A 7348-nucleotide genomic window follows, 5' to 3' on the forward strand; every position below is an offset into this window, starting at 1 on the left:
CGGGGCCGGATTTCGGCCCCGGCCACCGCTGCGTCTACACTTCCTCGCACTGAGCTTCGGCGAGGGGCCGCCCACAGGGGCAGGCCCGTGATCGACGCGGCGACGAACCCAGGCCCTGCACTCCACGGGGCAGGTCTTCCTCGCGGCCCTCGCCACCCCACCGAGGAACACCTGAGGAGAGCACATGGCCGGCAAGACCATCCAGATCAACTGCACCGAGCGCACCACCTTCGGCAAGGGCGCTGCCCGCCAGGTCCGTCGCGAGGGCGGCATCCCCGCCGTCGTCTACGGCCACGGCGAGGGCCCCTTCCACGTCGTGCTGCCGGGCCACGAGGCCTTCATCGCCCTGCGCCACACCAACGCCCTGATGACCCTGACCTGGGGTTCCGGTGAGGACCGCCTGGTGCTGGCCAAGGACGTGCAGCGCGACCCGATCAAGCCGATCATCGAGCACGTCGACTTCGTCATCGTGAACCGCCACGAGAAGGTGGACGTGGACGTCACCATCCACGTGGAGGGCGAGGCCGCCCCGGAGACCGTCGTCTCCGTGCCCACCTCGACCGTCACCGTCAGCGCCCCTGTGCTGGACATCCCGGAGTCCATCGTCGTCTCCGTCGAGGGCGCCGAGGCCGGCACCCTGGTGCACGCCTCCGACCTGGAGCTGCCGGAGGGCGTCGAGCTCGTCACCGACCCGGAGGAGACCATCGTCAACGTCTCCGAGACCATCTCCGCCGAGGCCCTGGAGGCCGAGCTCGCCGAGGCCGAGGAGGAGGCCGGCATCGAGCACGACGAGTCCGACGAGGAGGCCGCCGAGGCTGCCGAGTCCGAGGGTGGCGAGGACGAGAAGTCCGAGTGACCTGCCGCGCCGTCCCCCGGCGCACCGTGTGACGCGGGGCCCTGCCACGATGGTGGGGCCCCGCACCCGTGTCCGGCGGGGTGCCGCCGAGGAAGGACGTCCGATGGAGCTCGACGAGGGGCCGTGGCTCGTGGTGGGGCTGGGCAACCCGGGCCCGCGCTACGCCGGCAACCGCCACAACGTGGGGGCGATGGTGGTGGCCGAGATGGCCGCGGCGGCGGGCGTGCGCCTGACGGCGGCCAAGCAGGCGAGGGCGGTCAGCGCGGAGACGCGGCTGGGCACCTTCCCCGGCGGGCGCCCCGGTCCGCGCGTGGTGCTGGCCACCCCGCTGGACTACATGAACGTCAGCGGCGGCCCCGTGAGCGCCCTCGCGCGGTACCACCGCATCGAGCCCGACCACGTGGTGGTGCTGCACGACGAGCTCGACATCGACTTCGCGGCGGTGCGGCTCAAGAAGGGCGGTGGTGAGGGCGGGCACAACGGCCTGCGGTCCATCACCCGGTCGCTGGGCACCAAGGATTACTTCCGGGTGCGCCTGGGCATCGGCCGCCCGCCGGGCCGCATGGAGGTGGCCGACTTCGTGCTCAAGGACTTCTCCTCCACCGAGCGCAAGGAGCTGCCCTTCCTGCTGGGCGACGGCGCCGATGCCGTGGAGCGCCTCCTGCTGACCGGCCTGGAGGCCGCCCAGCAGGTGCACCACTCACCGCGCTGAGCGCGGCGCGGGGCTCACCAGGTCTCGCTGGCCAGCACGCGGGCGGACTCGCCCTGCCCGGTGCCGTGCAGCACCACCATGCCGCCCTTGCGCATGCCGGTGCGCGCGAGGTCCAGCACCGTGGCCTCCTCGGGGGAGCCGGGCTCGGTGTGCTCGGCGGCGGCCTCCAGCATCGAGGGGAGCACCGGGCCGTGGGAGCACAGCACCGTGCTGCGCCCCTTGGCCAGTGCCTTGCGCACGTGCCGGGCGGCCTTGTGCGGCTCGGCCTCGAAGCCCTCCTCGGACAGGCCCCGCTTGAGCCGCGGCTTGAGGGCGGAGAGGGCCACGAAGGGGGCGACCGTGTCGGTGCAACGGGCCGACGGGGAGGACACGATGCGGTCCACCCCGAAGGCCTGCAGCGTGGTGGCCAGCACCTTGGCGTCCTCGAAGCCGCGGGGCACCAGGGGTCGCTCCCAGTCCGGGCCGTCCCAGCGGCGGCGCTCCAGGGCCAGGGCGTGGCGCAGCACCACCAGCACCCAGGTGTCCAGCATGCCGTGGTCGTCCAGCTCCAGCAGCCGGTCCAGCTGCTCGCGGTCGTGGGGGTAGCTGATGCGGCGCCGGGCCTGGTCCGGGGACAGCCAGGCCACCTCGTCGACCTCGTGCTGCAGGTCGCCCAGGTCGCCGGTGACCCGGCCGGCCCAGTAGTGCACCTGCTTCACGCCGCCGCTCGGCATCCGATAGCGGGCGGTGGGCAGCGGCAGGCCCAGGCTCACCTGCAGGGAGGCCTCCTCGGCCACCTCGCGGGCGGCCGTCCACGGCAGCAGCTCGCCGGGGTCCAGCTTGCCCTTGGGCCAGCTCCAGTCGTCGTAGTGGGGCCGGTGCACCATCGCCACCTGCAGGCGACCACGGCGCCGGCGCCAGGGCACGGCGCCGGCGGCCTGGACGACGCGTTCGCGGGTCATCGGCGGCTCTCCTTGCGTGCGCGGGTGTAGTGCTTCTCCATCTCGAAGTGCATCTCCTTCAGGGGACGTCCCTCGCCGTCGGTGTGTCGTCGGGTCCACAGGCCGTCGCCGTCGAGCTCCCAGCAGGCGGTGTCGGGCGCGAAGGCGGTGTCGAACAGCCAGTCCACGTGGTGCACGTGGTCCACGTCCTGCAGCCGCACCATCGCCTCCACCCGCCGGTCCAGGTTGCGCGGCATCATGTCCGGCGACCCGATGAAGGCGCGCACCGGGTTGTGCGGGTCGCCCGGGACCCCCACCACGAGCGCGCGACTGTGCTCCAGCAGCCGCCCCACGATCGAACGGACGCGGATGTTCTCGCTGAGGCCGGGCAGGCCGGGGCGCACCGTGCAGATGCCGCGCACCCACAGGTCCACCTCCACCCCGGCCCCAGAGGCCCGGTAGAGCGCGTCGACGACCTCCTGGTCCACCAGCCCGTTGCCCTTGAGGCGGACGCGGGCCCGGTGCCCCGCCCGGGCGCGCGCGCACTGCTGCTCCACCAGCTCCAGCACGCCCGTGCGGGCCGTGTGGGGACCCACCAGCAGCCGGGAGAAACGGGCCCCGGGGGCAATCCCGGAGAGCTGGTTGAACAGACGGGTCACGTCCTCGGTGACCTCGGGGTCGCAGGTGAGCAGGCCGAGGTCCTCGAACACCCGGGCCGTCCCGGGGTTGTAGTTGCCGGAGCCCACGTGGGCGTAGCGCTGCAGCCCGCCACGCTCCTGGCGCACCACGAGGCACACCTTGGCGTGCGTCTTGAGCCCCACCTGGCCGTAGACCACGTGCACCCCGGCGCGCTCCAGCTCACGCGCCCAGCTGATGTTGTTCTCCTCGTCGAACCGGGCCTTGATCTCCACCACCGCGAGCACCTGCTTGCCGGCCTCGGCCGCGTCCACCAGGGCGCCGATGATGGGCGAGTTTCCGTTGGTGCGGTAGAGGGTCTGCTTGATGGCCAGCACGTCGGGGTCGGCGGCGGCCTGCTCGAGGAAGCGCTGCACGGAGGTGCTGAACGAGTCGTAGGGGTGGTGCAGCAGCACGTCGCGGTCCCGCATCGCGCTCAGCACGTCGACCTCGGTGGCGCTCTCCACGGGCGCGAGGTCGGAGTGGGTGTGCGCCTGCATCACCGGCCAGCGCAGGGGCATCAGGTGCAGGTCGGCCAGCGTCTCCAGGCCCCGCAGGTCCAGTGGGCCGGGGAGGACGTACACGTCCGGGCCGGCCACGCGGAGCTGCCGCTTCAGCATCGAGAGCACCTCGGGGGTCATCGACGCCTCGGTCTCCAACCGGACCGGGGGGCCCTGGCGCCGGCGGGTGAGCTCGCGCTCCAGGGCGGGGAGGAGGTTCTCCGACCCGTCCTCGTCCAGGGCCAGGTCCTCGTTGCGCGTGACCCGGAAGGTGTAGGTCGAGCGCACCTCCATGCCGGGGAAGAGCAGGGACAGGTGCGCCCCGATGAGGTCCTCGATGGGCAGGAAGCGGATGCCCGACTCCGAGCGGACCAGCACCTCGTCGCTCTCGTGGACCCCGAGCCCGTGGCAGACGCGCAGCAGCCGGGGGAGGGCCGGGGGGACCTTCACCCGGGCGAAGTGGTCGCTGAGGGTCCGGGGGTCGGTGAGGGTGACGGCGAGGTTCAGCGAGAGGCCGGAGATGTACGGGAAGGGGTGGGCGGGGTCCACCGCGAGCGGGGTGAGCACGGGGTAGACCTGCTCCACGAAGAGGTCCTCGAAGTACTGCTTCTCGTGCGCCGCGAGCTCCTCCCAGCGCACCACCCGCACGTTCTCCCGGTCCAGGGCCGGCAGGACGTCGTCGTGGAGGAGGCGCGCGTGCTCGTCCATGAGAGCGTGCGCGCAGCGGCCCACGGTCGCGAGCACCTCGTGGGGGTCCTGGCCGGAGGGGGTGCGGACCGCCAAGCCGGTGGCGATGCGCCGCTGGAGCCCGGCGACGCGCACCATGAAGAACTCGTCGAGGTTGCGGGCGAAGATCGCCAGAAAGCGCACGCGCTCCAGCAGGGGGATGGTGCGGTCGGCCGCGAGCTCGAGGACCCGCTCGTTGAACTGCAGCCAGCTCGTCTCACGCTCGAGGAAGCGGTCGGCGGGGAGGTCCCCGTCCGCACCTGGGACCGTGTGCACCGCCCGGGGCCGAGGGGGGTGGATGATGCGGGAGCCCCTTCGCTGCGTCGACGGGGCTCCGGGGTCGTGCTCCTGGGGTGAGTCCGCTCCAGGAGCTGTCGAGTCCACCATGCCGCCCATCGTAGGAGGGCCCGGCGGTGCGCTGCCGGCCCCTCAGGCGGCGGGGCCGTACTGCACGTCCACCGCGGCACGCTCGAACCCGAGCCGGCCGTAGGTGCTCACCGCTGCCTCGTTGTCGCCGTCCACGTAGAGCTCCACGGTCTCCACGCCCTGCCCGGCCAGGTGGTGCAGGCCCACGAGGGTCGCCGCCCGACCCAGGCCCTCACCCTGCCGGTCGGGGTCCACGCCCACCACGTACACCTCGCCGACGGGCAGCTCGTCGACCTTGGTCCAGTGGAAGCCCACCAGCTCGCCCTCGTGCTGCTCGTCCACCAGGAGCAGGAAGCCGGCGGGGTCGAACCAGCCCTCCTCGGTGCGGGCGGTGAGGTCCTCCTGCGTCATCCGCCCCTGCTCGGCGTGGTCGGCGAACGCCCGGGCGTTGAGGCGCAGCCAGGCCGCGTCGTCCCGGCCGGGCTCGAAGGCGCGCACCGAGACCCCCTCTGGCAGCCGCACCGGCGGCAGCTCGGAGAACTCCCCGGCGACGGGCCGCTCCATCCGCCACAGGGACCGCAGCGGCACCAGGTCGCGGGACGCGGCCAGGCGCCGGCCCCCGTCCAGGTCCCCGTGGGCCCACAGGCGCAGCTGCGGGTCCACCTCGCGCAGGGCGTCCAGGAGGCTGCCGCCCAGGCCGGCGCGGCGCACCTCCGGGTCGGTCACCACCTCGGCGGACCCGTGGGCGAGGGTGCCGTAGCCCACGAGACGGTCCCCCTCGGTGGCCAGCACGTGGGTGCGCCCCGGGGTGCGGTGGCGCAGCGCCAGCAGCGACTCCTCGTTGAGGGGGTCGACCCCGTCGGCCCGCCCGGCCCGGCGTGCCAGCTCGGCCACGGCCTGCAGCTCGGCGTCGGTGAGAGTCTCGGCGGGGCGGTGTGTCAGGTCCGGCGACATTGGTCCATTCCACCACGGCGCCGCGTCACCGGCGGGGCTGGATGCGGTGACCCGGGTCGCCCGCGGCGCGGAGGGGGGCCTCCCGCGGGCCGAGCGCGTCGAGCGTCGGGGCCGGGCGGACGCCGCCTCCGGGACGAACCGTGAGGACGGGGGGCAGTGCCGTAGGTTACGGGCAGCGGGGCGCCCGGCCCCGTTCCCGCACCCGTTCCCCGTGCCGCCCCCTTGGAGGTCCCCGTGCCGTCCCAGGCCCCGCTCCCCGGAGATGCCGGCGCCCCTGCCGAGCGCGGGCGCGTGACGGCTGCCCTGGCCGCCGGGGCCACGGCCTCGACCCTGGCCCTCACGGCGTGGGGCGGGGAGCCCCTGCTCACGACGGCCGTGGCCGCCGTCGTCGGTGCGGCGGTGGCCCTGGGCTGGGGCCGGATGCTGGACCTGCCCGCCCCGCGCGGGACCGTCGCGGTGCTGCTCGTCGTGGTGGCGCTGGCCGTGGCCGCGGCCCTGACCAGTCGCCTCGACGACCGGGCCTTCGGGGTCTCGGTGTGGTGGGCACTGCCGGTGGCCGGTGGGGTGTGGGCCTCCCTGGCGCACCAGGTGTGGCGCGGCGACGGCCGGCCGCGTGTGGTGGACGTGCTCACCGCGGAGGTGTTCGCCGTCCTCGTGGTGGTGGCCGGCTTCCTCTGGGGCTGGTCCGGGCCGGGCACCGTGGCCGTGGCTGCCCTCGGAGTGCTGGTCACCGCCGTCGGTGACGCCCTCCTGCCGACGCGCCGGTGGTGGGCCTGGGCAGGGGGCGCGGCCGTGGCCACCGCAGCCGCCCTGCTGCTCGGCGGCTGGCAGCACCTGAGCGGTGCCGGTCGGGTGCTCCTCGTGGGGGCGGCGCTCGTGGCGCCGGCCGTCTCGCAGGCCACCCGGCTGGTGCTGCTGCGCCTGCCCGCGGTGGCCAGCGGTGCCTCCGGGGGCGTCGTCGCGGGGCTCGTGAGTGTGGCGCTCACGGGTATCGTTGCGGGCCTGTCCGCGATGCTGGGCCCGGTCCTCGCCTGATCGACGGCCCACCCGCCCACCCCGTCACGCAGGAGCGCCATGGTCTTCACCATCGACCCCGACATGTCCCCCCGCCTGGCCCCGCTGGCCTGGCTCCTCGGCCGCTGGGAGGGCGCCGGTGTGGTCGGCTACCCCGACCGCGAGTCGGGCAACTTCGGCCAGGAGCTCGTGGCCACCCACGACGGGCAGGACTACATCACCTGGACCAGCCGTGCGTGGATGCTCGACGAGGACGGGCGCCCCGGGGAGGTCCTCGCCGTGGAGAGCGGCTTCTGGCGCCCCGAGGGGGAGGACGGCGAGTTCGTGCTGCTCCTGGCCCACCCCACCGGCTACGTGGAGCAGTACTTCGGCCAGCGTCACCCGGAGCGTCCCAGCATCGAGCTGGCCACCGACGGCATCCTGCGCACGGCGGGCGCCGCGGAGTACACCGCGGCCAAGCGGCTCTACGGCCTGGTGAACGGCGACCTCATGTGGGTGATGGACATGGCCTACGGCGGTCACCCCCTCACCAGCCACATGTCGGCGCAGCTCAAGCGCGTGGAGGGCTGAGGCCGGCACCTCCCGGGACGCACGGAGGGCTCGCACCCCGCTGGGGTGCGAGCCC

General features: G+C 74.1%; 7 protein-coding genes. 4 read left to right on the plus strand and 3 right to left on the minus strand.

Annotation, left to right across the window (positions count from 1 at the left end; translation table 11 throughout):
• The first annotated feature begins 184 nt into the window (after window positions 1-184).
• Together HMPREF3099_RS01930 and pth are read left to right on the plus strand one after the other, a co-directional pair.
• A complete protein-coding gene (locus HMPREF3099_RS01930; protein WP_070703510.1) occupies window positions 185-856 on the plus strand; it encodes a 50S ribosomal protein L25/general stress protein Ctc in 672 nt (223 codons plus the stop codon).
• A gap of 103 nt (window positions 857-959) precedes the next feature.
• Window positions 960-1568 carry an aminoacyl-tRNA hydrolase gene (gene pth / locus HMPREF3099_RS01935; protein ID WP_070703511.1) on the plus strand — a complete coding sequence of 203 codons (609 nt, stop codon included), beginning with the start codon at window positions 960-962 and terminating at the stop codon, window positions 1566-1568.
• Window positions 1569-1582: 14 nt separating this feature from the next.
• On the opposite strand, the gene HMPREF3099_RS01940 is transcribed toward pth, so the two are convergent.
• Genes HMPREF3099_RS01940 through mshD form a run of 3 tightly spaced genes read right to left on the minus strand, consistent with a single transcriptional unit; the run spans window position 1583 to window position 5709 of the window.
• Entirely contained in the window at window positions 1583-2509 is a 927-nt protein-coding gene (locus HMPREF3099_RS01940) for an NUDIX hydrolase (RefSeq protein ID WP_070703512.1), read from the minus strand.
• Complete coding sequence (locus HMPREF3099_RS01945) at window positions 2506-4776, minus strand: RNA degradosome polyphosphate kinase (protein ID WP_202816660.1); 2271 nt, start codon at window positions 4774-4776, stop codon at window positions 2506-2508. Before HMPREF3099_RS01945 ends, HMPREF3099_RS01940 begins: the two co-directional genes overlap by 4 nt.
• A 42-nt stretch (window positions 4777-4818) precedes the next feature.
• Window positions 4819-5709 (minus strand): mycothiol synthase, encoded by an 891-nt coding sequence (gene mshD / locus HMPREF3099_RS01950; RefSeq protein WP_070703514.1) that lies wholly within the window; start codon window positions 5707-5709, stop codon window positions 4819-4821.
• A gap of 234 nt (window positions 5710-5943) precedes the next feature.
• Between mshD and HMPREF3099_RS01955 the strand changes: the two genes are divergently transcribed.
• Both HMPREF3099_RS01955 and HMPREF3099_RS01960 read left to right on the plus strand, forming a co-directional pair.
• A complete protein-coding gene (locus tag HMPREF3099_RS01955; protein WP_141761935.1) occupies window positions 5944-6744 on the plus strand; it encodes a hypothetical protein in 801 nt (266 codons plus the stop codon).
• A gap of 39 nt (window positions 6745-6783) precedes the next feature.
• Window positions 6784-7293, plus strand: a complete 510-nt coding sequence (locus HMPREF3099_RS01960) for a heme-binding beta-barrel domain-containing protein (RefSeq protein WP_070703516.1) — start codon at window positions 6784-6786, stop codon at window positions 7291-7293.
• The last annotated feature ends 55 nt before the right edge of the window (window positions 7294-7348 follow it).

It is taken from the genome of Kytococcus sp. HMSC28H12 (genome assembly GCF_001816045.1).
In the GTDB taxonomy this organism is placed as follows: Bacteria; Actinomycetota; Actinomycetes; order Actinomycetales; family Dermatophilaceae; genus Kytococcus; species Kytococcus schroeteri.